Source organism: Devosia ginsengisoli (assembly GCF_024707105.1).
In the GTDB taxonomy this organism is placed as follows: Bacteria; Pseudomonadota; Alphaproteobacteria; order Rhizobiales; family Devosiaceae; genus Devosia; species Devosia ginsengisoli_A.
In genome coordinates, this window is sequence record NZ_JANQAJ010000005.1 from 200,276 (window position 1) to 226,429 (window position 26,154).

At 63.9% G+C, this 26,154-nt stretch carries 22 protein-coding genes and 1 pseudogene; 20 read left to right on the plus strand and 3 right to left on the minus strand.

Features of this window, described 5'->3' with window-relative positions; translation table 11 throughout:
• Positions 1–30 precede the first annotated feature (30 nt).
• The gene (locus tag NVV79_RS02425) at positions 31–822 is read left to right on the plus strand and encodes a crotonase/enoyl-CoA hydratase family protein (RefSeq protein WP_303985910.1); all 792 of its coding nucleotides are present in this window, start codon (positions 31–33) and stop codon (positions 820–822) included.
• A 192-nt stretch (positions 823–1,014) separates the two neighbouring features.
• Here the strand turns inward: NVV79_RS02425 and NVV79_RS02430 are convergent, their stop codons facing one another.
• The 3 genes and pseudogenes from NVV79_RS02430 to NVV79_RS02440 form a co-directional block, all read right to left on the minus strand.
• The gene (locus tag NVV79_RS02430; RefSeq protein WP_303985911.1) at positions 1,015–2,427 is read right to left on the minus strand and encodes an aminomethyltransferase family protein; all 1,413 of its coding nucleotides are present in this window, start codon (positions 2,425–2,427) and stop codon (positions 1,015–1,017) included.
• A gap of 329 nt (positions 2,428–2,756) precedes the next feature.
• Positions 2,757–3,491 carry a GntR family transcriptional regulator gene (locus NVV79_RS02435; protein ID WP_303985913.1) on the minus strand — a complete coding sequence of 245 codons (735 nt, stop codon included), beginning with the start codon at positions 3,489–3,491 and terminating at the stop codon, positions 2,757–2,759.
• 142 nt (positions 3,492–3,633) lie between these two features.
• Positions 3,634–5,092, minus strand: a pseudogene (locus NVV79_RS02440) (M81 family metallopeptidase).
• 193 nt (positions 5,093–5,285) lie between these two features.
• Between NVV79_RS02440 and NVV79_RS02445 the strand changes: the two are divergent.
• The 19 genes from NVV79_RS02445 to NVV79_RS02535 all read left to right on the plus strand — a co-directional run bounded on the left by NVV79_RS02445 (position 5,286) and on the right by NVV79_RS02535 (position 26,128).
• Positions 5,286–5,669: a RidA family protein gene (locus NVV79_RS02445; protein ID WP_303985915.1), complete on the plus strand. Its 384-nt coding sequence runs from the start codon at positions 5,286–5,288 to the stop codon at positions 5,667–5,669.
• 150 nt (positions 5,670–5,819) lie between these two features.
• Complete coding sequence (locus NVV79_RS02450; RefSeq protein WP_303985917.1) at positions 5,820–6,599, plus strand: SDR family oxidoreductase; 780 nt, start codon at positions 5,820–5,822, stop codon at positions 6,597–6,599.
• A complete protein-coding gene (locus NVV79_RS02455; protein ID WP_303985919.1) occupies positions 6,596–7,657 on the plus strand; it encodes a D-TA family PLP-dependent enzyme in 1,062 nt (353 codons plus the stop codon). Before NVV79_RS02450 ends, NVV79_RS02455 begins: the two co-directional genes overlap by 4 nt.
• Before the next feature lie 266 nt (positions 7,658–7,923).
• Positions 7,924–8,931, plus strand: coding sequence for a LacI family DNA-binding transcriptional regulator (locus NVV79_RS02460; RefSeq protein ID WP_303985921.1), 1,008 nt, complete (start codon positions 7,924–7,926; stop codon positions 8,929–8,931).
• A 170-nt stretch (positions 8,932–9,101) separates the two neighbouring features.
• Positions 9,102–10,778, plus strand: a complete 1,677-nt coding sequence (locus tag NVV79_RS02465) for an ABC transporter substrate-binding protein (protein WP_303985924.1) — start codon at positions 9,102–9,104, stop codon at positions 10,776–10,778.
• An 84-nt stretch (positions 10,779–10,862) separates the two neighbouring features.
• On the plus strand, positions 10,863–11,834 hold the full coding sequence (locus NVV79_RS02470) for an ABC transporter permease (RefSeq protein ID WP_303985926.1): 972 nt from the start codon (positions 10,863–10,865) through the stop codon (positions 11,832–11,834).
• Between the two features lie 107 nt (positions 11,835–11,941).
• Positions 11,942–12,886: an ABC transporter permease gene (locus NVV79_RS02475; RefSeq protein ID WP_303986388.1), complete on the plus strand. Its 945-nt coding sequence runs from the start codon at positions 11,942–11,944 to the stop codon at positions 12,884–12,886.
• Complete coding sequence (locus NVV79_RS02480) at positions 12,876–13,847, plus strand: ABC transporter ATP-binding protein (protein WP_303985929.1); 972 nt, start codon at positions 12,876–12,878, stop codon at positions 13,845–13,847. Before NVV79_RS02475 ends, NVV79_RS02480 begins: the two co-directional genes overlap by 11 nt.
• A complete protein-coding gene (locus NVV79_RS02485; protein ID WP_303985930.1) occupies positions 13,829–14,839 on the plus strand; it encodes an ABC transporter ATP-binding protein in 1,011 nt (336 codons plus the stop codon). Before NVV79_RS02480 ends, NVV79_RS02485 begins: the two co-directional genes overlap by 19 nt.
• A gap of 74 nt (positions 14,840–14,913) precedes the next feature.
• Positions 14,914–15,462, plus strand: coding sequence for a DNA-3-methyladenine glycosylase (locus tag NVV79_RS02490; protein WP_303985934.1), 549 nt, complete (start codon positions 14,914–14,916; stop codon positions 15,460–15,462).
• 206 nt (positions 15,463–15,668) lie between these two features.
• Positions 15,669–15,986 (plus strand): plasmid stabilization protein, encoded by a 318-nt coding sequence (locus NVV79_RS02495; RefSeq protein ID WP_303985936.1) that lies wholly within the window; start codon positions 15,669–15,671, stop codon positions 15,984–15,986.
• A gap of 10 nt (positions 15,987–15,996) precedes the next feature.
• Positions 15,997–16,860, plus strand: coding sequence for an SDR family oxidoreductase (locus NVV79_RS02500; RefSeq protein ID WP_303985938.1), 864 nt, complete (start codon positions 15,997–15,999; stop codon positions 16,858–16,860).
• A gap of 108 nt (positions 16,861–16,968) precedes the next feature.
• Positions 16,969–18,777 (plus strand): DNA helicase RecQ, encoded by a 1,809-nt coding sequence (recQ, locus tag NVV79_RS02505; RefSeq protein ID WP_303986390.1) that lies wholly within the window; start codon positions 16,969–16,971, stop codon positions 18,775–18,777.
• Positions 18,777–19,757, plus strand: a complete 981-nt coding sequence (locus NVV79_RS02510; protein ID WP_303985939.1) for a heparan-alpha-glucosaminide N-acetyltransferase — start codon at positions 18,777–18,779, stop codon at positions 19,755–19,757. Before recQ ends, NVV79_RS02510 begins: the two co-directional genes overlap by 1 nt.
• Before the next feature lie 219 nt (positions 19,758–19,976).
• Positions 19,977–21,833, plus strand: coding sequence for an ABC transporter ATP-binding protein (locus tag NVV79_RS02515; RefSeq protein WP_303985941.1), 1,857 nt, complete (start codon positions 19,977–19,979; stop codon positions 21,831–21,833).
• Complete coding sequence (locus NVV79_RS02520; RefSeq protein ID WP_303985943.1) at positions 21,830–23,728, plus strand: ABC transporter ATP-binding protein; 1,899 nt, start codon at positions 21,830–21,832, stop codon at positions 23,726–23,728. Before NVV79_RS02515 ends, NVV79_RS02520 begins: the two co-directional genes overlap by 4 nt.
• Before the next feature lie 260 nt (positions 23,729–23,988).
• On the plus strand, positions 23,989–24,726 hold the full coding sequence (locus NVV79_RS02525) for a TSUP family transporter (RefSeq protein WP_303985945.1): 738 nt from the start codon (positions 23,989–23,991) through the stop codon (positions 24,724–24,726).
• 35 nt (positions 24,727–24,761) lie between these two features.
• Positions 24,762–25,673 (plus strand): LysR family transcriptional regulator, encoded by a 912-nt coding sequence (locus NVV79_RS02530; RefSeq protein ID WP_303985947.1) that lies wholly within the window; start codon positions 24,762–24,764, stop codon positions 25,671–25,673.
• 74 nt (positions 25,674–25,747) lie between these two features.
• Positions 25,748–26,128: a hypothetical protein gene (locus NVV79_RS02535; RefSeq protein WP_303985950.1), complete on the plus strand. Its 381-nt coding sequence runs from the start codon at positions 25,748–25,750 to the stop codon at positions 26,126–26,128.
• Positions 26,129–26,154 lie beyond the last annotated feature (26 nt).

Below are 26,154 nucleotides of genomic sequence, written 5' to 3' on the forward strand. Positions count from 1 at the left end.
TCAAGCATGGTTTTCCGGGGGGACGCTGCCATGGCTGCGGAGACGAGCGCATTCGTGACCTATGAGCTCAAGGGCGCGGTGGCCCATATCGGGCTCAACCGCCCCGAAAAGCGCAATGCCATGAACGACCGTTTCGTCGATATGCTCGCCGAGGCCATTGCCCGCGCCGAGAACGAGGCCAAGGCTGCGGTCCTCTTCGGCCATGGCGACCATTTCTGCGCCGGCCTCGACCTTGCCGAACACGTCGAAAAGACTCCCTTCGAAGGCGTCCGCGGCTCGCGCCGCTGGCACGCCGTCACCGCGGGCATGCAGCATGGCACCATTCCCTGGGTCTCGGCTTTGCATGGCGGCGTCATCGGCGGCGGCATGGAACTGGCCGCCGCCACCCATATTCGCGTCTCCGACCGCTCTTCCTTCTTCGCTTTGCCCGAGGGCCAGCGCGGCATTTTTGTCGGCGGTGGCGGCTCGGTCCGCATCGCCCGCCTGCTCGGCGTGGCCCGCATGAGCGACATGATGCTGACCGGCCGCGTCATTTCCCCCGACGAAGCCGAGCGCTGGAACCTCGTGCAATATGTGGTCGAGACCGGCGAGGCACGCGACAAGGCGCATGCTCTGGCCGAAGTCATGGCCACCAATGCCGAAATTTCCAACTACGCCATCATCAATGCGCTGCCCCGCATCCAGGACATGGCCAAGGAAGACGGCCTCTTCGTCGAATCCTTCATCGCCTCCTTCACCGCCACCAGCCCGGAGGCTGAGGAAAGACTGCGCGCCTTCCTGGAAAAGCGCGTGGCAAGGATCAAGGCGCCTGACGCGGAGTAGGCTCCTCGGAGCCCCGTGCGTATGACTCCACCCCAGCCTCAATCCCTCCCCATCAAGGGGAGGGAGGCGATGGGCCGGCCTTCAAGGGTCGTCCCGGATATCACCCCAGTCATGGAGCGGGCTTCCCTCCCCTTGTGGGGAGGGAATGAGGGTGGGGGTGAGTCACACGAACCGGACCACCTGCTGGTAAAACTAGCGCTTCTTGCTGCGCCAGCTATCCGCATAGTTCTCGCGCGCTTCGGCCGCATAAGGCGTCGGCGACACCCGCACGCGGATTTCCGCCTGCTTGTGCCGTTCCGTGGACGTCTTCTTCGTGCCGCCATCGGGCTCGCCCCAGACCAGCGTCAGCACGTCGCCCACCTGCACATCGGCGTCCACCACGCCGAGCGAAAGCATGCAGCGCTCATTGTAGGAATAGCCGTTGAACATCGACATACCGACCATTTTGCCGTCGCGCAGCACCATGTCGGCGCTGGTCGAGGCATAGTTGGGCTGCGGGAAGTCGATCCACTTGTAGTGATCTTCCCCGGGCCGGAAGGCCGAGGCGATGACGTCGACCACATCCTCGGCATTCCACTCGAAGGTCACCTTCTTGCGGTTCTTGCCGGTCTTCATCTTTTCCAGCGCCGCCTTGCCGACGAAGTCGTCCTTCTTCCAGCCGATATAGAAGTCGTAGCCCAATTCGAACGGGTGGACGTAATAGTCCTCGATATTGTCGGAGACGAAGCTGCCGCCGATGGCGCCGATGGATTCATAGGCGTCGGTCGCGAGCCAATCACGATATTCCGCCAGCATGCCGTCGCCGGTATAGATGCCGGGGAGCGGGGAGGGGATCCAGCCCGATTCCAGCGTGTTGGTGGAATAGGCCCGGCTACCGCAGCGCACCAGGTCGACATTGGCAGCGCGCGCCGCTTCGAGGATGCAGTTGAGGATGTAGCTCTTGTCCTCATAGGGACCCCAGATTTCCAGCCCCGGCGCGCCCGACATGCCGTGGCGCAAAGCCCGCACCTTCTTCGAGCCCACATTGATGAAATCGGTGTGGAAGAACTTGATGTCGGGCACTGGCCCGCCATGCATCTTCTCGAAGATCTTCGGCGCTTCCGGCCCCTGGATCTGGTAGCGGTAATGCGTGCGCAGCACGCGCTCGCCCTCGGGTCGCGAGGTGGAGCGCGGGTCGTGCTTGACGCGGATGTTCCACTTGCCATTGGCGGCGCAGAACATCAGCCAGTTTGATGTCGGCGCCCGGCCCACCAGCACGAACTTGTCCTCGCGCTCGCGGAAGATGATGTGGTCGCCGATAATGTGGCCATTGGGCGTCACCGGCACGAAATGCTTGGCGCGGTTGAGGTCGAAATTGGCGAAGGAATTGATGCCGTGATGCGACAGGAATTTCTCCGCATCCGGCCCTTCCACGGTCAACTCGTCCATATGGTGCGACTGGTCGAACAACACGGCCGAATGGCGCCAGGCGGCCTGCTCGGTGCGCCAGTTGCTGAATTCGGGCGTCACCACCGGGTATACATACATCCCGATCTGCGAATTGCGCAGCCGGCCCACAATATCCGGATTTTCTCTTAAAATGTCGCCAAGACTGGATGCCACCATGGTCGTTCCTCCCGCATTTACTGCTATTGATGTATACATAATGCGCTGAAGGCAGACGGGATTGCAAGAGCGTTTCAGGCCATGGCGGACGGAAGCTGGGGGATTCTCAGCGGCTGTCGCCGGTGCCCATGTCGCGGGGTGCTCCCTTCAGATGTCTGGGCTCTTTCCCCTTCTCCCCTCGTGGGAGAAGGTGCCCGAAGGGCGGATGAGGGGGTGCCGAGCTAACCCCCGACATTAAGGCATGGGATGACGCGGAAATCCGCTGGACGCGGATTTCCACCCTCTCCCACAAGTGGAGGGGTTGGCCGGGTTTGAGAATGAGGCGACCCCTAATGCCGGATCAGCGCCAGTCCCGGAATCTTCCGCAGCAATTCAGGGTCCTGGCTGAAGATATATTCGAGGTTCCCCCGCGCCGTGCGGGCATGTTCGCGGGCGATGAATTCGGCCCGCGTGCCTTCGCGCGCGGCAATGGCATTGAGCATGGCGTGATGCTGCTCCTGCGCTGTGCGCAGCGAACGGCGGAAGGCAGCGATGTCCATCTTGTTGGGCAGGAAGGCCGAGGGCGAGGCGAAGGGCAAGGCCGTCGCCCGCTCCACCTCGCGCCGCACGATCTCGCTGCCCGATAGCCCAGCCAGCTCGAAGTGAAACGCCGCATTGAGGTCGGCATAGGCGTCGAAATCCACATCGTCCTCATGCGGCCCGAAACAGCCATCGAGCTGGGTCACGATAGCTTCGATCCGCGCCAGCGCTTCGGGCGCCACGCCGCGTTCCGCCGCCAGCCGCGCCGCCGTCCCCTCCATCACCCCGCGCAATTCGATGGCGTCGACCACATCGGCAAAGCCGAAGCGGCGCACCACGAAGCCACCATTGGGCAGCCGGTCCAGCAAACCTTCCTCGGCCAGCCGCGACAGCGCCTCGCGCACCGGCGTGCGTGAAATCTGCAGCGCCTCGGCCAGCGACACCTCGAACAGCCGCATGCCACCCGGCAATTCGCCATTAATGATCTTTTCGCGCAATTCGATGACGGCGCGGCGGCCATGGGTGGCGACTTCACTGCTCTTCATGGGCGTTCCCTGTTCCGGCCCATCCTATAGCACCGCCCCGTCACCGCGCAAAAGCGTTGTATACATGGCCGCCCGCATTCACGCGTTCAGCGCGTCGATGCTGACAATGCGTTACCCAATTCGACCCATCTGCTACCGCAAATTAAGCCCAGGGGTCGTCCACCATCGGCCAGATATCCCGCCGTGCTTTCCGATACGGCGTCGTCGCCGGCGTATTGGGATAGGGCTTCCCCGCCGCGCAATAAACGATCTCCGCGGCGATCCTGCTGAAGCTGTCATAGAAGTGGTTGGTCGATTTGATCAGCAGGATTTTCCGCTCTGTCGGCTCTATCCCCATCACCGAAAACAGGCTCGGATCGAAGCTCTGCGCCCGCGTCGAATTGAGGATCACGTCGATCCCGTCAAAGCTGATCCACGCCGCATCCCCGAAGGGCGCAAAGCTCTCCCCAAACCGCATTTCCGCATTGTGTACCAGGCGTTTGACCGTCACCAGCTTGTCGATCGGATTGCCTGTATCGGGCGCCGATTTGGCCCCGAAACGCAGCGGAATTTCCGCGCCTTCCCCCGCCGCGAAACAGATCTGCACCGCGATCGGGTCCCAGATCGTGCCCACCGCCACGTCACTTATCCCCCGCCCGATCAGCTCTGCCAGAATGACCGTCGCATCGCCCGCCGTGCCGCCCCCGGGATTGTCCCACACATCGGCGATGACCACCGGCCCCTTGGGCGCCGCTACGGCCGCATCCACCGCGACCTTCTCGTCCACCTGGCGCACCATGAAAGTGCCGCGCATGGAGAACAATTCCCGCCCCAGCTCTTCCGCCAGCCCGTCGCCCTTCGACTTATCCCCGTCGGTCACGGCAATGACTTTCGTGCCCATTTCCGGCACGTCCCCGGCCATGAAGCCATGGATGACCGACAGGCTCAGCACATCAGGTTCTGACTTTTCCATTCTATACAGCTTATCCACGAAGCCGCGCATCGGCTGCTTGCTGGTCGGGAACACGTCGATCATCCGGCAGTCGAACACGCTCATCACAGGACTGACCTCGCCCTTCAGCGCCCGCACCGCGATAGCCCACAGGTCCCGCGCCCGGTCGACAAAGTCGATATGCGGAAACTCCTTGAAAACAACGAAGAAATTGGCCGCTGCCACGCGCTTCTCCGTCAGATGACTGTGCGGATCGAGCTCGGCGCAGACCAGCACATCCGGCCCGACAATCTCCCGCACCCGGCTCAGCAGGTCCCCCTCCGGGTCGTCATAGCCCTGCGCCACCATGGCCCCATGCAGCCCCAGCACCACGCCATCCAAAGGCATAGCCGCCTGTAACTGCTCGAGAATTTCGTCGCGCAGTTCCTCATAGGTCGCCCGCGCCACCAGCCCCGCCGGATCGGCCCAACTGGCGCTGCCCTCGATCAGCTCCCAGCCCTCCCGCGCACAGACTTCGCGACCCACGGTGATCGGTGCGGTGCACAGGGTCGGGGTCGCCGGATGCGCCCCCCGGCCCGGCATAGAGCGAGGCCTCGAAGGCCCGCTTGTCGATCGCTATCGGCGAGAATGTATTGGTTTCGGTGGCCAGGGCGGCAGTGAACAGGCGCAAGGCGAACTCGCATTGTCAGCATCGGGCAGGGGCAGGGAAGGGCGCCCATGGATCAGGCTAGCACAGGCGGTGCGCGGCAATCACGTAAGAAATTTACATTTGTGACCGGAAATTGCAGAGGAAATCGCCGTTTACCCTCGCTATGATCCAGAATTACGAAATTGGCTTTCAGAAACCACCGAGGAGGGTCCCTATGCCGATCAAACGTTATGGTGCCGAAAAGTCGGGCGCCGGTGGCCAGAACCTGCCCTTCGCCCGAGCCGTGGAAGCCGGTGGTTTTCTCTATGTATCCGGCCAGGTCGCCATGAAGGACGGCGAGATCGTCCATGGCGGCATTGTCGAGCAGACCCACCTCACCATCCAGAACATCATCGCCATCCTCGAAGAGGCCGGCTACGGTCTCGAACATGTCGTGCGCTGCGGCGTCTGGCTCGATGACCCGAGAGATTTCTGGAGCTTCAACGCCGTCTACAAAAGCTATTTCGGCGAGCATCCGCCCGCCCGCGCCTGCGTCCAGAGCCACATGATGGTCGATTGCAAGGTCGAGATCGACTGCGTGGCCTATAAGGGGCCTTGATCATAGCGTCGCGCAAGCGGCCACACCCACCCTTGATCCCTCCCCATCGAGGGGAGGGAGACGACTGATGGTTCAGCGGGACTCGATCAGGCTTCCCTCCCCCTTGTGGGGAGGGAGTGAGGGTGGGGGTGGGAGCCAGAGGATTACGAAATGACAGACCATTCTCCCTTCCGCCTCGATGGCAAGACCGTCCTCATATCCGGCGCCGGCGGCGGCATCGGCCAGTCGCTGGTCAAGGCTTTCCGCGAGGCCGGCGCCAGCGTCATCGGCGCCGACCGCGAAGCCGCCATGCTGGACGGACTCGATCTCGTCGGCACCGTCCTCTTCGATCAGGCCGACCCCAAAGCCACCCGCGCGGCCATTACGGCCCACCTCGACACCCACGGCGTCCCCGATGCCGTGGTCTCCAATGCCGGCTTCACCCGTGCCGAGCATTTCGGCCAGGTCGATGACGATGTCTGGGCCGCCGAACTGTCGATCAACCTCAACGGCGCCTATGCCATGACCGACCCTGTTGTCTCGGCCATGGCCGCGCGGGGCAGGGGGAGTCTGGTCTTCATCTCCTCGGTCAATGCCCTCTCCCATTTCGGCAACCCGGCCTATTCCGCTGCAAAGGCGGGCCTGATCGCCTATGCCAAAGCCATCGCCGTCGAGCGCGGTGCCGAGGGCATCCGCGCCAATGTCATCTGCCCCGGCTCGGTGCGCACCCCGGCCTGGGACCATCGGCTGGAAGCCGATCCGACCCTGCTCGACAATGTTCTCCCCCACTACCCGCTGGGGCGTATGGTATTGCCATCGGAGGTCGCCAATGCCGCAGTATTCTACTGCTCAGACGCGGCCTCGGGCATAACGGGCACGGTGCTGCCGGTCGATGCCGGGCTTACATCAGGCAATCTGCGTTTCGTCGATGAAGTATTGAGGGGCAAATGACCGATATCAACGAACTCGATACCCCCGCCGTGCTTATCGATCTCGACCGCGTCGAGGCCAATCTCAAGCGCGTGCAGGTCTATGCAGATAGCCATGGCCTGAAGCTCCGCCCCCATATCAAGACCCACAAACTGCCCCGTTTCGCCAAACGCGCCATCGCGCTGGGCGCGGTCGGCATCACCGTGCAGAAACTGGGCGAGGCGGAAGTCTTCGCCGATGCCGGCATCACCGATATCTTCCTGCCCTACAACATTATCGGCCCCGCCAAGCTGGCCCGCCTCAAGGCCCTGCATGGCCGTATCCGCATCGCCGTCACTGCTGACAGCGCCGAAACCATCGAAGGCCTCTCGCGCACTTTTGCCGGTTCGGCCACCCCGCTGACAGTGCTGGTCGAATGCGATACCGGCATGGGCCGCTGCGGCGTGCAGAGTCCCGCCGCCGCCCTCGCACTCGCCGAAAAGATCGCCAATTCACCCGGCCTGGCCTTAGGTGGTTTGATGACCTATCCCGCCGCCGGACAGGTGGAAGCCAATGCCGCCTGGCTCGCCGCCGCCAAGCACGCCCTGACCGAGGCCGGCCTGCCGCCAGCCATTGTCTCCAATGGCGGCACCCCCGACATCTGGCGCGCCCACGAGGTTGCCGCCGCCACCGAGCATCGCCCGGGCACCTATATCTATATGGACCGCTACCAGGTCGCCAAAGGCGTCGGCACATTCGACGATTGCGCCCTTACGGTGCTCGCCACCGTGGTCAGCCGCCCCACCGAGGATCGCGCCATCATCGATGCCGGCTCCAAGGCGCTGACCAGCGATACGCTCGGCATGACCTGCTTCGGCCTCATCGAGGCCTATCCCGATGCCGTTATCACCGGGTTGAGCGAAGAGCACGGCACCATCGATCTCTCCGCCTGCACCAGCAAGCCCAGGATCGGCGACAAGCTCCGCATCATCCCCAACCACGCCTGCGTGGTCTCCAACCTGTTCGATCGGGTGACACTGATCTCCAATGATAGGGTGGTCGAGACGGTCGCCGTGGATGCGCGGGGCAGGGTGGATTGAAAACTTATCCCCAAAACTAATACCACTTTATAACCACTTCGCCCCGTTTCTAATACCTATCGCGACCAGTCTCATACTTTCGTCTTAGCCTAAAACCGCTTCTGCTCTAGCCACTTAGCGCCGCCCAAACCCGCATCCGGCGGTGGTTTCGCACAGCCAGATCAAATTCGCACTGGCTGCAAGTGGTCTTCTTGACTCTGTCCCGCAAACGATTTCACCATGTGGGATCGGTCCCACAAGAGACCGGCGGAGGAGAGCGGGACGGCATGGCGACCATCGATGATGTGTCGAAACGGGCGGGCGTATCCCGCTCCACCGTATCCCGGGTCGTAGCCGACAACGGCTATGTCTCGGAGGAAAAACGCCGCGCTATCCAGAAGGCCATTGCCGAACTCGGCTACCGTCCCAACACCCTGGCCCAGGCTCTGCGCTCCAACCGCTCCAACATGATCGGCGCCGTGGTGGTCGATGTGGGCACGCCCTATTTCGCCAATATGGTCTATGGCCTGCAGCGCGCCACCCGCAAGGCCGGTAAGGCGCTGATGGTCTCCTCCGGCTATGCCGACCAGGATGAGGAAGCCCGCGCCATCATCGAACTGGTCGACCGCTCCTGCGATGGCATCCTGCTCTATCTCGAGCGCCCGCTCCGGCCCGACGTGGTCGAGATCATCCGCGCCGCCCGCATCCCGGTCGTCATGATCGGCCGCATGGGCAGCGAGGTCGCCCGCGGTTCGGTGCAGCTCGACAATTTCGGCGGCGCCCGCGATGCCGTCAATTTCCTGCTCGAACAGGGCCATCGCAGAATTGTCCACCTCTCCGGCCAGGCCGATTTCGGCGATACCGTCGCTCGCCTCGAAGGCATCGCCGCTGCGCTGGCCGACCACGGCATGTCCATGGCCGATATCCGCGTCGTTAACGGCGAGTTCAGCCAGGAATTCGGCTATTCCGCCACCATGGCTCTGCTCGACGAACAACACGATTTCACCGCCATCTTCGCCGGCGACGACGATATGGCGGCCGGCGTGCTGCTGGCCTTGCGCCACGCCGGCAAGTCGGTGCCATCGGATGTTTCGGTCATCGGCTTCGACGATACATTTCACGCGCGCCACCTCTGGCCACCGCTCACCACCATCAGGCAGCCGGTCGACGAGATCGGCGAGACCGCGGCAAATCTGCTGCTGCAACTGCTGGGCGAGCCGGGCTCGGCGGCGCTGCAGAACATCATCGGGACCTCGCTCGTCGTGCGCGACAGCGTCGGCCCCGCCAGGCATTAGCGAAAGGAGGCGAGGGAGGAGGGACGGCGGTCTCGCCGGCCGGTGAAGGAGCACCAGCCGTAACAGTGGGACGAACAGCCAGGCCACCGGCGCTGCCGAGGCCGCAACAGGGAAATTATGGGATCGATCTCACATGGGAGTGTGAGTGGCCCGCCACAGGAGGAAAGACCTTGCATAAGATCGGACTATTGACCGTGCTGGCCGGCGTCTTGCTGACCACCAGCGCCATCGTGCCGGCCGTCGGGCAGGAAGAGGTGATTTTGCGCCTTTTGCCCTATCACACCGATGCCATGGTGGAGAATTTCAACCCCAACAATCCCACCGGCCCGCAGCAGCGCACCCGCGACTTCACCTATGAGCCTCTCTGGATCGAGAATGTCTGGAACCCGGACGCTGACGTGCCGGGCCTCGCCTTGTCCTACGACATTGCCGAGGACCTCAAGAGCGTCACCTGGCATCTGCGCCCCGATACCAAATGGAGCGACGGCGAGCCCTTCACCGCCGATGATGTCGTGTTCACCTTCGAATACGCCAAGGCGCACCCCGACTATCCGATGGGCATCGACGTCTACAGCGCCGAAGCCGGCACCGGTAACGTCGAAAGCGCCGAAAAGATCGACGACCTGACCGTCCGCTTCAACCTGCACGAGCCCGATTCCCTGGCTCGCTACGGCCTGGGCCAGATCTACCCGCTGCCCGAGCATATCTGGAGCACGGTGGACGATCCCAAGAATTTCGCCAATACCACCCCCGTCGCCACCGGCCCCTGGACCGAAGTGCGCAATTTCTCGCGCAGCGGCTACGAAATCTGCCGCAACGAGCTGAGCCATTACAATGCCGACAACAAGATCGACTGCCTGAGCTTCCCGCAGATGAACGGCAACGAGCAGACCGTGGCCGCCCTTTCGGCCGGCGATCTCGACTGGCTTGGCGATGGCCTCACCGATCCGGATATCACCTTCCTGCCGCAGTCCGAATTCAACAATTACTGGCTGCCCGCCGGCTCCGACGTGAACCTGCAGCTCAACACCACCAAGGCGCCATTCGACAATCTCGAATTCCGCAAGGCCATGTCGGTGGCCATCGACCGCGATACCCTGGTCGACATTTCCACCTTCGGCCTCACCACCCATACCCGCTTCCCCATCGGCACCGGTGAAATGTTCAACACCTGGTACGACGAAGCCGCGCTCGAGCCCTATACCTGGCTCATGCAATACACACCCGAAAAGGCCGAGGAACTGCTCGATGCCGCCGGCTTTGTCGATGCCGACGGCGACGGCTGGCGCGACAATCTCGATGGCACCCCCATCCAGTTCGGCATCGCCATGCCGTCGGGCTGGACCGACTGGGTCAATACCGGCCAGACCGTGGCCGAGAACCTGCAGGATGTCGGCATCAATGCCAGCCTCAAGACCATGGACGAGGGCGCCTGGTTCGATGCCGTGCCGCAGGGCAATTTCGACGTCTACGTCATGTGGACCAATGGCGGCGCCACCCCGTTCAGCCAGTATCAGCCCATGTTCAACCCGCGCCAGATGGTGCCCGGCCGGATCGACTTCCAGGCCATGCACCAGATGCAGATCCCGGAAATCGAAGACGCATTGACCGCCTTCAAGAGCACCTCGGATCGCGGCGCGCAGCTCGCCGATATGGCCAAGGTGCACCAGCTCGTGGCCGAGAATGTGCCGGTCATCTCGCTCTTCGCCAACCCGATCTGGTATGAATATTCCACCCGCCGCTTCACCGGCTGGGTGACCGAGGCGGATCCGCGTTTCCGCCCGCAGGTGCATGACGGCACCCGCGAGCGCGTGCTGCACGCTCTCTCGCTGCAGCCCATCGAGTAACCTCCCGAGAAGGCCGGCGGACCTGCCACTCTGGGCCCGCCGGTCATTTCTTCTCCCTGCGAAGGGCGACGGAAAGGAGCCGACATGATCTTCCTGGCGCGGCGCATCGCCTTTTACATCGGTGCCTTCTTCCTGGCGGTCACCTTCAATTTCTTCATTCCGCGGCTGATGCCCGGCGATCCGTCGGCGCGCATCATCGCCTCCTTCCAGGGGCGGCTGAACGAATCCCAGGTGGAAGCCATCCGCAAATCCTATGGCCTCACCGGTTCCCTCTGGGAGCAATACATCACCTATGTCGGCTCGATCCTGCGGCTCGATTTCGGCATCTCGACCGTGCAATTCCCCGAGCCCACCGCCTCGCTGCTCTTCTACGGCGCCACCTGGACGCTGGTCCTGGTCGGCCTGGCCATCTTCTTCGCCTTCATCATCGGCAGCTTCATGGGCATTCACGCCGCCTGGCATCGCGGCGGCTTCTTCGACAGCTTCTTCACGCCCATCAATGTGATGCTGAATGCCTTCACCCCGGCCATCGTCGCCCTGCTGCTCTTCTATGCCTTCTCCCTGCAATTGCAGTGGTTCCCGCTGGGCCGGGCGCACAGCACCTCGATCTCGCCGGCTTTGTCCTTCGAATTCATCGGCAACGTGCTCTACCACGCCACCCTGCCGGTCCTCTCCATCTTCCTGGTCAGTTTCGGCGGCTGGCACCTGGGCATGCGCAATGTGATGATCAACCTGCTCAATGAGGATTTCGTCATCCTCGCCAAGGCCAAGGGGCTGTCCGACCGCCGCGTGCGCTATCGCTATGTCGCGCGCAACGCCATCCTGCCGCAGATCACCGCTTTGGCCCTGTCCATCGGCTTTCTGCTGGGCGGCGCGCTGGTGACCGAGCAGGTGTTCAACTATCCGGGCTTGGGCAAGTTCACCTTCACCGCCATCGGCAGCCGCGACTACTCCTTCATCCAGGGCCAGTTGCTGCTGCTCACCGCCTCGGTGCTGGTGGCGAACCTCCTGTCCGACATCGCCAATGTCATCCTTGATCCACGCCTGCGAACCTGAGAGAGGTCCGACAGATGAGTGAACTCACCCAAACGCCGGCTTTGTCGCAACCTCTGCGCGCCGAAAGCGCCGCCTATGGCTTCCATCCGCCCAGCCAGGCCGAACTGATGGCCGAACTCGGCCTCAAGTCGCGCCCCGGCTGGACCAGCCGCCTGCCTTCCGGCCTCGCCGCCTTCGTCACCAATGGCAAGGGCATGGTCGGCGTCATCATCCTGCTGGCGCTGATCCTCACGGCGCTGTTCGCCCCGCTGTTGACCAGCTACGACCCCAATCGCCGCGCCGGCAAACCCCATGTCCAGCCCGGCTACGAGCATGTCATGGGCACGACCCGCATGGGCAAGGATGTCTTCACCCAGCTCGTCTATGGCGGCCGCGTCAGCCTTGCCGTGGGCATGGGTGCCGGCCTCGCGGCGGCCATGATCGGCCTGGCTCTGGGCATTTCCGCCGGCTATTTCGGCGGCCGCACCGACGACGTCATCACTTTCTTCGTCAATGTGGTGCTGGTGCTGCCCGGACTGCCACTCATCATCGTCATCGCCACCATGGTCGAAACCGCCGGCCCCATGGTCATCGGCCTCGTATTGGCGCTGACCGGATGGGGCTGGGCGGCGCGCACCATCAGAACCCAGACCCTGGCCCTGCGCGCCCGCGAATTCGTGCTGGCGGCCGAGCTGATGGGCGAAAAGAAGTGGCGCATCATCCTGATCGAAATCTTCCCCAATATGCTCAGCTTCGTCATGGGCGGCCTGGTGCTGGGCACCATCGCCGCCATCCTGGCGGAAGCCGCGCTCGAATTCATTGGCCTGGGCGATCCCAATGCCGTCACCTGGGGCACCATGCTCTATTGGGGCCAGAAGAACCTGGCCCTGCAAAGCGGCGCCTGGTGGGAAATCTGGCCGCCCTGCATCGCCATCATGCTGACCGGTGCGGCCTTGGTGCTGATCAATTTCGCCGTGGACGAAATTACCAATCCCCAGCTCAAGGCCAGCCGCAAGATCGGTCGCATCAGGCGCTTCCTCAGCCGTCGCGGGAGAAGCGCCGATGTCTTCTGATCGCGTCCTGCTCGAGGTCCGCAACCTCACGGTGGATTACGTCGGCGACAACTCCATCGCCCGCGCCGTCAACGGCATCGACTTCGACATTCGCGAGGGCGAGGCCTTCGGCCTGGCAGGGGAAAGCGGCTGCGGCAAGAGCACCGTCGCCTTCGCCCTGGCCCGCTTGACCCGCCTGCCGGGCCTGGTCTCGGGCGGTTCGGTCCGCTTCCAGGGCGAGGAAGTGCTGAGCTTCGAAAAGGCCCGCCTCAAGGCCTATCGCTGGCGCGAGGTAAGCTTCGTCTTCCAGTCGGCCATGAATGCGCTCAATCCGGTGATCCCGGTTTCCGAGCAGATCATGGACGTTATCGAAACCCACAATCCCGAACTGGGCGAAAAGGGCGCCCGCGCCCGCGCCGTCGAAATGTTCGAACTGGTCGGCATCCCGCCACAGCGGCTGGACGATTTCCCCCACCAGTTTTCCGGCGGCATGCGCCAGCGCATCTGCATCGCCATCGCTTTGGCGCTCAATCCGCGCCTCATCATCATGGACGAGCCGACCACCGCGCTCGACGTGGTAGTGCAGCGCGACATCATCGAGCAGATCGTTGAGCTCAAGTCCCGTCTCGGCTTCTCGGTCCTGTTCATCACCCACGATCTGGGCCTGATGATCGAATTCTGCGACCGCATCGGCGTCATGTATTCCGGCGAACTGGTGGAGGTCGCCCCCGCCAGCTCCATCCTCACCAATCCCCAGCATCCCTATACCCGCGCCCTGGGCAGCAGCTTTCCGCCGCTGTCAGGCCCGCGCCAGCGCCTCGAAGGCATTGCCGGCTCCCCGCCCGACCTGCGGGCCCTGCCGCAAGGCTGCCGCTTCTCGCCGCGCTGCCCCCACGCCATGGCACTCTGCGCCCAAACCGCGCCCGAACTGCGCTTCTACCCCGAGCATGAAAGCGAGGCGGCATGTCACTTGCTGAACTAGAAAGCACAGGCGTCGCCGCCACTACCGGCCGCACCGTTGTCGAGATGGACAGCGTCGACAAGGACTTTGTCCTGGGTGGCACCTTCTTCAACCAGACCGTGCTGCGGGCTCTGTCCGGCGTCTCGCTCAAGCTGGTTAGCGGCCGCGCTCTGGCGCTGGTGGGGGAATCGGGTTCCGGCAAATCCACCTGTGCCCGCATGCTGGCCCGCGTCTATACACCCACCCGCGGCACCATCACCTTCGAGGGCGAGGACGTCACCAAATTCACCGGCAAGCGGCTCGACCGCTATCGCTCCGACGTACAGATGGTGTTCCAGGACCCGTTCGGTTCGCTCAACCCCACCCAGTCCATCGGCTACCATCTCGAACGTCCTTTGCGACTCCACCGCCCCGACCTGTCAGGCAAGGCCGTGCAACAGGAAATGCTGGCCCTGCTCGATCGCGTCGGCCTGCGTCCCGCGGCTGACTACCTCAAGCGCCGCCCGCATGAACTCTCCGGCGGCCAGCGCCAGCGCGTCGCCATTGCCCGCGCTTTGTCCGTGCAGCCCGTGGTCCTGCTGGCCGACGAGCCGACCTCCATGCTCGACGTCTCGGTGCGGCTGGGCATTCTCAATCTGCTCGAAGACATGAAGGTGCAGCGCCAGCTCGCTGCGCTCTACATCACCCACGACATCGCCACCGCCCGCTACTTCGCCGAAGACACGGCCGTGCTCTATGCCGGCCATCTGGTGGAGCAGGGGCCGAGCGAGGAAATCACCGAGCGCCCCCAGCACCCCTATACGCAGTTGCTGATCGAAGCCGTGCCCAATCCCGCCCGCAAGATATCCACCACCCGCACCCGCCGCGCGGTGGATATCCCCCTCTGGACCGCCCAGAGCAAAGGCTGCCCCTTCGTCTCCCGCTGCCCCCGCATCACCGCCATCTGCAAGGAGGTCATGCCCGCCCCCACGCCGGTCGGGTCGGCCCATATGGTGCGGTGCCATCATATCTAGACACGCCCTCATGGTGAGGTGCGCTTCTTCAGCGCCTCGAACCACGAGGGCGTGGCATGGTAGATGTCCGACTCATGATCCCACCTGCCTTCTTCGCCCGCCCCGCCACCGAAGTCGCCCCCGATCTCATCGGCATGACCCTGCTGGTCGATGGCGTCGGCGGCCCGCTGGTCGAGGTGGAGGCCTATGACCAGTCCGATCCGGCTTCGCACAGCTTCAACGGCCCCACGCCGCGCAACGCGGCGATGTTCGGGCCGCCGGGGCATGCCTATGTCTATAAGATTTACGGCATTCACTGGTGCCTCAACTTCGTCTGCCAGCCCGGCAGCGCCGTGCTGATCCGTGCCCTCGAACCCCAGCATGGCCTGCTCCGGATGCAGGAGCGCCGCGGGGGTCTCCCCGACCGCCAGCTCTGTTCCGGCCCCGGCAAGCTCTGCCAGGCCCTGGGCGTCACCATCGCCCACAATGCTTTGCCGCTCGATGCCGCCCCGTTCGACCTGCTGCCGGCCGAGCAGAGCCACGATATCGCCACCGGCCCGCGCATCGGCATCACCAAGGGCGTCGAAACCCCATGGCGCTTCGTGCGCCGCGGCTCGCCCTTCCTCAGCAAGCCGCTGAAATAGCGATCAATCTTGCCGCCCGACCGCGCGTTGTGAAGGAACCAAATCCCGCCCCAAGCGATTGGCCCCAAAGAGGCCGGTCCGCGTCAACCGGACATGGTGGTATGGGGAACGGGCTGGTTTTTCCGGTTTCCCGGTCCGGCCAACGAAATGGCAGCCGAGCCCTTGTCCCACCCGTACCGGCCTCGTCCGTATAAAGGAGACGTGCCATGCCCCAGGGTGACAAATCCGCCTATACCGACAAGCAGAAACGCAAGGCCGAGCATATCGAGCAAGGCTACGAGGATCGCGGCGTGTCCCACGACGAAGCCGAACGCCGCGCCTGGGCCACGGTCAACAAGGACGATGGCGGCGGCAATAAATCCGGCTCCGGCCGCGGCAAGGAGACCGGCAATCCCGCCGCTCACAAAGGCGGCAGGAAAGGTGGCGAGGCATCTGCCAGCCGCTCTGCTGCCGAACGCTCCGCCTCGGCGAAAAAGGCTGCCGCCACCCGCAAGCGCAATGCCGAGCACCACGCGCACCACTAGGAGCCACCAAATGGACGGTTCGGCAGCAAACAGGATCAATCCGCCCCAGCAGCAGGATCATCAGCCGGGGCGGGAAACCGAGATGCATCCCAAGCCCGACTATATGCCGAAATTCCCCGGCAATGGCCGGCTGGCCGGCAAGGTCGCCATCATCACTGGCGGCGATAGCGGCATCGGCCGCGCCTGCGCCGTACTCTTCGCCCGCGAGGGTGCCGAAGTGGCGCTGGTCTATCTCGAGGAATCCGAGGATGCCAGCATCACCGCCGGCGCCGTCCGGGCCGAAGGCAAGCAGGCTTTGCTGCTGCGTGGCGATGTGGGCGACAAGGCCTTTTGCGACGCTGTCGTCGACAAGGTGATCGAGGAATTCGGCAAACTCGACGTGCTGGTGAACAACGCTGCTGAGCAGCATCCGCAGGACGAGATCACCGACATTTCCGCCGAGCAGTTGCAGCAGACTTTCGAGACCAACCTCTTCGGTTATTTCTACCTGACCCAGGCCGCCATGCCCCATCTCGGCAAGGGTGCCGCCATCGTCAACACCACCTCGGTCACCGCCTATCGTGGCTCGCCCACCCTGCTCGACTATTCCGCTACCAAGGGCGCAATCGTGTCCTTCACCCGCGCGCTTGCCGGCAATCTGGTCGACAAGGGCATCCGCGTGAATGCGGTGGCGCCCGGCCCGATCTGGACGCCGCTCATTCCGGCCACCTTCGATGCCGAAAAGGTTGCCGAATTCGGCTCGGACCAGCCGATGAAGCGGCCCGGCCAACCCAATGAAGTGGCCACCTGCCATCTGTTCCTGGCTTGCGACGAAAGCTCGTACCTTTCCGGGCAGGTGCTGCACCCGAATGGCGGTGAGATCACCGGTGGATAGCGCCGGGCTGTGATTTTTGCCGCCTTGCGGCTCACCCCGCCCCTGTGATCCAAGGGCGGGGTGAGCACTGTTGAATCGAGCCTTGATCTGTTCGGTACGGGCCCGCGGATGGCGCCGCGCGACCCGCTGGTCGTGTTGCGCGACGTCTTCGGCCACAAGAGCTTCCGCGGGCAGCAGAGCGACGTGGTCGATCATGTGGTGGGCGGGGGCGACGCCGTCGTGCTGTTCCCTACCGGCGCTGGCAAGTCCATGTGCTACCAGATCCCCGCCATCTGCCGGCCGGGCGTGGGCATCGTCATCTCCCCGCTCATTGCGCTGATGCGCGACCAGGTCGAGGCGCTCAAGCAGGCCGGCGTCGCCGCCGCGGCGCTCAACTCGTCCCAGACATCGGAGGAATCCGCTGACGTCCGCCGCAAGCTGCGCAATGGCCAGCTCGACCTGCTCTATGTCGCACCCGAACGGGTGGCGACGCCGGGCTTCGCCAATATGCTGTCAGGCATCGATATCGCGCTCTTCGCCATCGACGAGGCCCATTGCGTGAGCCAGTGGGGCCACGATTTCCGGCCCGAATATCGCGAGCTGATCCATCTGGTCGAGCTCTTCCCCGGCGTCCCGCGCATCGCGCTGACCGCCACGGCCGACCCGACCACGCGCGAAGACATTATCGAGCGGCTGGGGCTCGAACAGGCGCAGGTCTTCACATCAAGCTTCGATCGCTCCAACATCTCCTATTCCATCGTCGAGCGCGACAAGGCGCGCGACCAGTTGCTGGCCTTCCTCGCCGCGCACAAGGGCAGTTCGGGCATCGTCTATTGCCTCTCCCGCGCCAAGGTCGAGGACACGGCCGACTGGTTGAGCGGCAAGGGCATCCCCGCCTTGCCCTATCATGCCGGCCTTTCCGCCGAACGCCGCAGCGCCAATCAGGATGCCTTCCTCAAGGAAGAGAACATCTGCATGGTGGCCACCGTCGCCTTCGGCATGGGCATCGACAAGCCCGATGTGCGCTATGTCGCCCATATGGACCTGCCGGCCTCCATCGAGGCCTATTACCAGGAAACCGGCCGCGCCGGGCGCGACGGGCAGCCGGCCGATGCCTGGATGAGCTACGGCATGGCCGATGTGGTGCAGCGCCGCCGCATGATCGACGAGGGCAATGCCCCCGACGAGGTCAAGCGCCTCGAACACGGCAAGCTCAATGCCCTGCTCGGCGTCTGCGAAACTGCCGAATGCCGTCGCAAGGCCATCCTCAACCATTTCGGCGAGGCCCATGCCGGCAATTGCGGCAATTGCGACACCTGCCGCTCCCCCGTCGAAACCTGGGACGGCACCGAGGCCGCCATCAAGGTGCTGGCCGCCATCTATCGCACCGGCATGCGCTTCGGCGCCGCCCATGTCATCGACGTGCTGATGGGCAAGGAAACTGAAAAGGTGGAGCGCTTCGGCCACCAGCACCAGAAGGTCTTCGGGCAGGGCGCCGATCTCGACGCCAAGGTCTGGCAGTCCGTCATCCGCCAGTTGACCGCCATGGGCCTGATCGTGGTCGACCATGCCAATCACGGCGCGCTGACCCTGGCTGAAGCGGCGCATGCCGTGTTCAAGCGGGAACGGGTGGTGACGCTGCGCAAGGACCGGCCCCGGAAATCGGTCGAGGTGCGACGCGCTCTGGCGCGGTCCACCGAAGTTCCCGAGCATGCCCGCCCACTCTTCGAAGCGCTGCGCGAGGCGCGGTTGCACCTGGCCAAGGCCCAGGGCGTGCCGCCCTATGTCATTTTCCACGACAGTACGCTCAAGGCCATGGCGCTCGCCCGGCCCACGCAACCGCATGACATGCTGAACCTGCCCGGCGTCGGCCAGGCCAAGCTGGACCGCTACGGCGAGGATTTCCTCGCCGTGGTGCGGGCGCAGGTGGCGGGTTGATGTCGGCAACCTCAACTTCCCGCCCCCGCTTCGCCATCGTCGATATCGCCCGTGGCGTCGCCATCATCGCCATGGTGGCCTACCACCTGTGCTGGGACCTGAGCTATTTCCGCTTCATACCAGCCGATGTCGGCTACGACCCGCAATGGGTGTTCATCGCCCGCTCCATTCTTGCGGTTTTCCTGTTCCTCGTCGGTATCGGCCTCGTGCTGGGCCATGGCAATGGCATCCGCTGGCGCAGCTTCTGGCGCCGCTGGGTCTTCGTGGTCGCCGGTGCGCTGATCATCACCGTCGCCACATATTTCGTCTTCCCGCAAAGCTTCGTCTATTTCGGCGTGCTGCACGCCATTGCCCTGTTCAGCCTGCTCGGTCTGGCCTTCGTGCGCACCCCGCTCTGGCTGTCCGTCGTGGTCGCTGTCGTCGTCATCGCCCTGCCATTCTTCCATTCCGATCCGCTGTTCAACGAAAAGGTCTGGTCCTGGCTCGGCTTCTGGCAGGTGCCGCCGCCGACCAATGATCTCGTGCCCGTCTTCCCCTGGTTCGGCGCCGTACTGCTGGGCATCATCGCCACGCGCCTCGTGCTGGCCTCGAATCTCTCCGCGCGCCTCGCTGCTATCGCGCCGCCAGGCCGGCTGCCACGCCTGCTGGCCTTTCTCGGCCGCTGGAGCCTGCTGATCTATCTGCTGCACCAGCCCATCCTGCTCGGGCTGGTCTATCCCGCCGCCGCCTGGCTGCAGCCGCAAGTCGCCATGCGCGACACCGATTTCCTGCGCTCCTGCCAGAGCACCTGTGAAGCCGGCGGCACCTCTGCCGATATGTGCGTCACCTATTGCCAGTGCGGCCTTGAAGGCGTGAAGACCAACGATCTCTGGAACGCCATCGAGACCGGCATGGTCACCGCATCCGAACAGGCCCTGCTCGATGCGCAGAACCGGCAATGCTCGGTCCTGATCTACCCGGAGCTGAATTTGGCTCAATGAGCCCATAGGTTGCATTGGAACGTTACTATTTGCGGTTTTTGCGCAAAATCGATCTTGAATGGCAGCGCGAATGAGCGTTCATTAATCACTGCGAGTTGATTTGTCCGAGCTTCGGCTAGGATTGGTCGCCATTCGGCTCAGCCTGAGCTGAAGGGCGGTTGGTCCGAAGGTTGGCTCCCGCCGTTCGGACCCCACACATATTGAAGTCTGGATACTTCCTTGACCACCGACACGGCTGGCCGCGTCCATTCACGCGGCGATGCTCTGGCTCATGTGGCCGCCGCTCACGCCGGCAAGGGGCGTGGGCCGCTGACGCGGATTGCCCTCTATTCCCTCCGCCACCCCTGGCAGGCGGCCGCCGCGATCGGCGCCACCGTCATCGCCTCGGTGCTGCAATTGCTGATCCCGCGGCTATTGGGCCACGCGGTCGACCAGGCCCAGGATATTCTCGGCAGCGGCATGGAAGGCGCCGAACAGGCCCTGTTCTGGAGCGCCATGACCCTGCTGGCCGTCTCGGTGGCGCGCGGCTTCTTCACCCTGGTGCAGAACTATTATTCGGAATCGGTGGGCCACCATGTCGGCTACGAACTGCGGCTGGCCTTTTACGACAAGGTGCAGCGCCTGTCCTATTCCTACCATGACAAGGTCCATACCGGCGATCTGATCACCATCGGCCTGCTCGATCTCGATGGCGTGCGGATGTTCTTCTCCACCGGCCTTGTGCGCACCATCCTGCTGGCCGTGCTGATCGGGGTTGGCGCCTATATGCTGCTCACCACCGATGTCCTGCTGGGCCTGCTGGCACTGAGCTTCGTGCCTTTCGTTGCCTGGCGCTCCTCGGTGGCGCAACTGACCCTGCGCGCCACCTGGCTGGTGCTGCAGAAGAAGCTCTCGGCCCTGAGCCGCGTTATGGAGGAAAACCTGGGCGGCATCCGCGTGGTGCGCGCCTTTGCCGGGCAGGATTTCGAGCTCGCCAAGTTCGATGCGGCCAGCAAGGAAGCCCTGGAGCTGTCCCATCAGCGCGTGCATGTGCGGGTGCGCAATACCAGCGCCATGACCTTCTCTTTCTTTGCCGCCATGGGCCTGGTGCTATGGTTCGGCGGCAACAAGGTCATTGCCGGCGAAATGAGCGTCGGCACGCTGGCCAGCTTTTTGACCTTCATGACCATATTGCAGATGCCGGTGCGCCAGCTCGGACTGATGGTCAACTCCTATGCCCGCGCCTCCACCTGTGGCGAGCGCTTCTACGCCTTCCTCGACCAACCCCTGGCCATCGAGGATGCGCCCGGCGTGCCCGACCTCAAGGTCACCGAGGGCACCCTGCGCTTCGAGGATGTCCACTTCACCTATGAGGGCGCCACCCATCCCACGCTCGATGGCGTGAGCTTCGAGGCGCGCGCCGGCCAGACCGTCGGCATTGTCGGCGCCCCGGGCAGCGGCAAGTCGACCCTGGCCCACCTCATCCCGCGCTTCTACGACGTCACGAGCGGTCGCATCACCATCGACGGGCAGGATGTGAGCGAGGTGTCCCTGCAATCCTTGCGCCGCGCCGTGGCCGTGGTGCAGCAGGACAGCTTCCTCTTCACCACCACGATCGAAAACAACATCGCCTATGGCGATCCGTGGTCCAAGGAAACCAAGATCGAAAAGGCTGCCGAAAGCGCGCAACTGCACAACTACATCATGGGCCTGCCTTCGGGTTACGGCACGGTGGTCGGCGAGCGCGGCGTGTCGCTGTCCGGCGGCCAGCGCCAGCGTCTCTCCATCGCCCGCAGCCTCGTGCTCAAGCCCGCCGTCATGGTGTTCGACGATTCCACCGCCGCCATCGATGCCGGCACCGAACACCGCATCCGCAGCGCCATCCGCCGCTATGCCAGCAACCGGGTGACTTTGGTCATCTCCCACCGGCTGAGCTCTCTCCTTCACGCCGATACCATCCTCTTCCTCGAGGACGGCAAGATTGTCGAGCAGGGCAGCCACGAGGAATTGCTGGCCCAGGGCGGACGCTATCGCGCGCTCTATGACCTGCAGACCCGCCCCACCGAAGATATCGAAATCGGGAGCGCCGCCCAATGAGCGCCATCGAAGAGGACGACCGCGAAGTCGCCGCCTTTCCGGGCCAGCGCCCGCCACGCGCCAGCGTCGGCAGCCACCGCATCGAAGAGGAAATCTTCGGCAAGGCCTATGACCCCAGGACCGTGCGCCGCATCTGGGCCTTCGTGCGACCCTACCGCATGAAGATCTACCTGTCGGTGGCCGCCGTCCTGGTCTTCACCGCCAGCCAGCTCGCCATACCGCTCATCATCGGCCGCGCCATCGATAGCGGCATGACCGAGGGCGGCAATTCGACCAACCTGGCCTGGGCCGTGGCCGGCTTCGCCGTCGCCGTTCTGGTCAACTACGCCGCTTCCTGGATTCAGGAAAGCCAGGTGGGGCAGGTGGCCGAGAATGTGCTGTTCGACATGCGCCGCGCCATGTTCGCCCAGCTCCAGCGCGTCTCATTGAGCTTCATGGACAAGACCGAAGTCGGCCGGCTGATGAGCCGCTTGCAGGGCGACGTCAATTCCATGCAGGAATTCCTCGAAACCTCGGTGATCTCGGTCGGCGACATGGTGCTGCTGGCCGGCATCGTCTTCGTGCTGCTCTCGCTCGATTTCCGCCTGGGCCTGCTGACGCTCTCCACCATGCCGGTGCTGTTCGTGGTGCGCATCTTCTGGCTGCCCCCGGCCAAGCGCGCCTTCTGGGCGGCGCATGAAACCAATTCGATCACCGCCGGCGCCATGGCCGAAGGCATCAACGGCGTCCGCACCGTGCAGAATCTCGATCGCCAGAAGGTCAATTTCGACCTCTATGACGACAAGGCTTATACCAACCTGCAGACCCAGCTCACCGGCTCGCGTTATGCCCAGGTCATGGTGCCCATCGTCGATAGCCTCACCGGCATCGCCATGGCCATCGTCGTGGTAGTGGGTGGCTCGCTGGTGCTCAATGGGAGCCTGGAGATCGGCGTCATCGTGACGTTCATCTTCTATATCCAGCGCTTCTTCGATCCGATCCGCTCGCTGACCATGCAATATTCCATCATGCAGCGCGCCATGACCTCGGGCCGTCGCATCACCGAAGTGCTCGATATTCCGGCTTCGATCAACGACAAGCCGGATGCCGTCACCCTGACGGGCGATATGGATGGCTCGGTCGAATTCCGCGACGTGGTCTTCGGCTATGCCGCCGATCGCCCGGTGCTGAAGAATGTCAGCTTCAAGGTCAATCCGGGCGAAACCGTCGCTTTGGTCGGCCCCACCGGCTCGGGCAAGACATCGGCCATGTCGCTGGTCCACCGCTTCTACGAGGTCCAGTCCGGCGCGGTGCTGGTCGGTGGTCACGACGTGCGCGACGTCACCCAGGAATCGCTGGGCGAACAGGTCGCCATGGTGTTGCAGGAGCCGTTTCTCTTCACCGGTACGGTCTTTGAAAACATCCGCTACAACAAGGCTTCGGCCACCCGCGAGGATGTCATCGCGGCCGCCAAGGCCGTCGGCGCGCATGACTTCATCACCCGCCTGCCGGGCGGCTATGACGGCATGCTGGAACAGCGCGGCTCCAACCTGTCGCTCGGCCAGCGTCAGCTCCTGAGCTTCGCCCGCGCGCTGGTGGCCGATGCCAAGATTCTGGTGCTCGACGAAGCTACGGCCAATATCGACAGCTACACCGAACGCCAGATCCAGAAGGCCTTGCTGACCCTGCTCGAAGGCCGCACCGGCATGGTCATTGCCCACCGCCTCGCCACGATCCGAGGCGCCGACCGCATCATCGTGCTGCAGAATGGCGAGCTGATCGAAACTGGCAACCACGACCAGCTCATGGAAAAGAACGGCCTCTACGCCAAGCTCTACAACATGAACTATGCCAGCTTCGACGACATCCCGGACGAACTGGTGGCGCAGGTCAATGCACGGGCGGCCTCTACTTAGGCTCCGAATGCGGTGCACGTGATACCCCCACCCTCATTCCCTCCCCACAAGGGGGAGGGAAGCCTTCTCCGCAACGGCTTGGATATTTGAGATGACCCTTGAAGGTCGATCTGGCGCCTCCCTCCCCCTGTGGGGAGGGAATGAGGGTGGGGGTATGCCGCCGCAAACGCCAACGCCCGCTCGGCACCCCCTCTTGCCGCATCCGTCATGGCGCCATCCCGCCGATAGGCGCATGACACCTCCATGTTGGGGAAAATCACATGAGTCTTCTGGTTGCCGCCGGTCTGCTGGTGGTGGTGTTCCTCACCTCCATGCTGTCGGGCATTTTCGGCATGGCGGGCGGGCTGGTGCTGCTGGGCATCCTGCTCTTCATCCTGCCTGTTGGCACGGCCATTGCCGTGCAGGGCGCCATCCAGATCATCGCCAATGGCTCGCGCGCCTGGTTCTCCCGCGCCTTCATCGACTGGCGCGTGCTCGCCATCATGACCATGGGCCTCGTCACTGCCGGCATCCTGCTTTTCATCCTGCGCTATGTGCCCGATCTGGCCACCGTCTGCATTGTCATCGGCCTCCTGCCCATCCTCCTGTGGATTCCGCAATCCTGGCTGTCGCTCGATGCCAGCAAGCCGCATCACGCCTTCATCTGCGGCTTCATGGGCGGCGGCATCAACCTGGCCGTGGGCGTCGCCGGCCCCACCATCGACATGTTCTTCATCCGCACCGCCATGGACCGGCGCACCATCATCGCCACCAAGGCGGCCGCCCAGGTGGTCAACCATGCCGGCAAGATCGCCTTCTACTGGAACGCGACCATGGTGCTGACGGGTTGGGAATGGGGTGCCGTCGCGCTCGCCGCACCCTTCGCCGTAGCAGGCACCAGCGCCGGCTACTGGGTGCTGCAGCGCCTGACCGATGCCAATTTCAAATCCTGGACGCGCCTGCTGGTCACCGCCATCGGTATTTATTACCTGCTGCGCGGCATCTTCTTGCTGATCTGACGCCGATGAGTATGGTGCCTTTTCAGGGAGACGACATGGCACCATTCGACAGCGTCACGGCGCGCCTTATTCTTTTGCTGGCCGAAACCGGCTCCATCGGCCGCGCCGCCGAGCGCGAGGGCATTGCCTCCTCGGCCGTGAGCCGGCGCGTCTCCGATCTCGAAAGCCGGCTGGGCGTCGTGCTGTTCGATCGTTCGGCCCATGGCGTCAGGCTCACCAATGCCGGTGAATCCTATGCCGAAGGTTGCCGTACCGTGCTGCGTGCCATCGCCGATCTCGATGCCGTCATGGCCGATTTCGGCGCCGGCCTGCGCGGCAGCCTGCGCCTGGCCTGCACCAGCTCGGCCCTCACCGGCCGCCTGCCGGAGCTGCTGGCCCGCTACGCCGCCAAGCATGACGGCATCGTTCTCGACATCCAGGAAATGGGCGCTGCCAAGGCGCTGCTGGCGCTGGACGAGGGCAGGGCGGATATCGCCATCGTCTCCGACAATTACGATTTCACCCGTTTCGAGATCAAAGCCTTCGAGGATGATCGTGTCTGGGTGCTGGCCCCGCCCGACCATCCCCTGGCCGGGCAGATCGAGCCGCGCAAGGATATCGGCTTCGATACCGTCATCGACTATCCCATCGTCGGCATCCACCAGGCCGGCTCGCTCGATCGGCTGGTGGCCGAGGCGGCGCGCAAGGCCGGCAAGCCGCTCGCCGAAAGCGTCCGTGTCGAGAGCTTCCCGGCTCTGGTGCGCATGGTCGAAGCCGGCTTCGGCATCGGCTTCCTGCGCTCCACCAGCCTGCATCTGCTGGCCGGCACCGACCTCGTCTGCGCGCCCCTGGCCGAGCCCTGGGCCCTGCGGCAACTGCTCGTCGCCCGCCGCAAGACCTCGCCTTTGTCGGCGGCCATGAAGAGCTTCATCGCCCTCTGCAGCGAAACCTATGTGCCGAGCGTGTAGTCTTTTGCCCCGATCAACCATCTGCGACATATCGGTGCTTGAGCGACGCATCGATCGCCCCTAGGAATGGCGCCATGAGCACTTCGCGCAGCATCGGCAGGGAGATCGGGACGGCTTTTGCCGTGCTGGCCATCTATCTGCTGACGGTGCTGGCGCCGATGCATCATGCCCGCGCCAGCCAGCTCGCCTTCGAAGAGCTGGGCTACGCCACGACACAGGCGAGCTGGGTCCTCTGCACGCCATCGGGCACCAATGGCCAGGAAAATGACGTCCTCGTCGCCAAATGCCCGGCAACCGGCGTCGGCAAGACCGACCTGGTCCTGCCACTGCTCGACGCCGTGCCGGTCAGCCATCAGATCGCACTGGCCGCCCCGCTCGCCACGACGTTCCCCGCCTTCCTGCCGCGTGCCATCGCGCCGCCATCCGGCCCGCGCGGCCCTCCGGTTTCGGTCTGAACCACCGGCCTTGCGGCCGTCCAGAT